The organism is Streptomyces sp. SID3212 (genome assembly GCF_009865405.1).
GTDB lineage: Bacteria > Actinomycetota > Actinomycetes > Streptomycetales > Streptomycetaceae > Streptomyces.
On the sequence record NZ_WWJY01000958.1, the window covers coordinates 1 to 1,010 of the forward strand.

Below are 1,010 nucleotides of genomic sequence, written 5' to 3' on the forward strand. Positions count from 1 at the left end.
GAGTTGACGTCCGCCGCCCTGGTGCAGGGCGTACGTGCCGCCGGGGCCCACGTCGACGGCCGCGCGGTGGAAGGGGCGTCCGTCGGGCCCGTACAACGGCAGCCGCTCCTGGAGCAGTTGACCGCCGGTCGCGTCGAAGTCCCGGTATCCGCCGTCGGGTCCGGCGACCCGCACCCGGCCGTCCCGCAGCTCGACGGCCGCCCCTCCGGGGCCTTCGAGCCGGGGGCCGCCGCCCGCCGGGTCGACGTGGAGGACCTGACCGGTGGGCTGTCCGTCGAAACCCCGGAGGGGGACGGGCGGTGCGGGCGGCGTGTGCGGGCCCGGGCCCGGTCCCGCGAGCAGGTTCGCGATGCCGTGCGGTTGGGGCTGGGGCTGCGGTTGGGGATGGACCTGGGGGGTGTGGTCGGTGTGGAACATGCCGCCGTCCAGCCGGGGGCGTTCCAGCAGGCTCTGGGTGTGGATCGACCGCATGCCCCGGTCGACGGCGGCCGGGTCCACCCCGAGGTCGGTGAGGCGCCGGTGGGCGTCGGTGTAGTGCTGCCCGGCGGTGTCCAGCCGCTCGCGCAGCGCCAGGTCGTGGACGCTCGGACCGGACGACGTGCTCGCCGGACCCTCCCGCAGCAGGGCCTGGTTCCGGCCCAGATCGTGCCGGGCCTGCGCGAAGTCCCGCCAGGCGTCCCGCCGTACCTCACGCAGCGGATCGTCCGCCGCGCCGAACAGCGCGTCGACCCGGTCCGCGTCCCTGGCCCACAGCCGGGCGATCTGGTCCGGCGTGAGGCGGTGGGACGCATCGGCCAGGGGCACGGCTGTTCCGGGCTCGTGGGGGAGGCGCGATCCCACCGGCGCACCGGGCTCCACACCCACCCCCGGCCCGGCGCCCGGGACACCGGCGTGCGCCTTGCCCTTGCCCTTGCCGGAGAGGCCCGCAGTGCCGACAGGCCCGCCGTCCACCGGCATGTCGGCTGCGGGGCGCGACCCGTGCGGCCCGGGCGCACCGGCCGACCCGTGGT

General features: G+C 77.2%; 1 pseudogene. It reads right to left on the minus strand.

The features are described 5' to 3' along the window. Positions 1 to 957 (minus strand): annotated as a pseudogene (locus GT042_RS28620) (hypothetical protein); the annotation flags it as partial. Between the last annotated feature and the right edge of the window lie 53 nt (positions 958 to 1,010).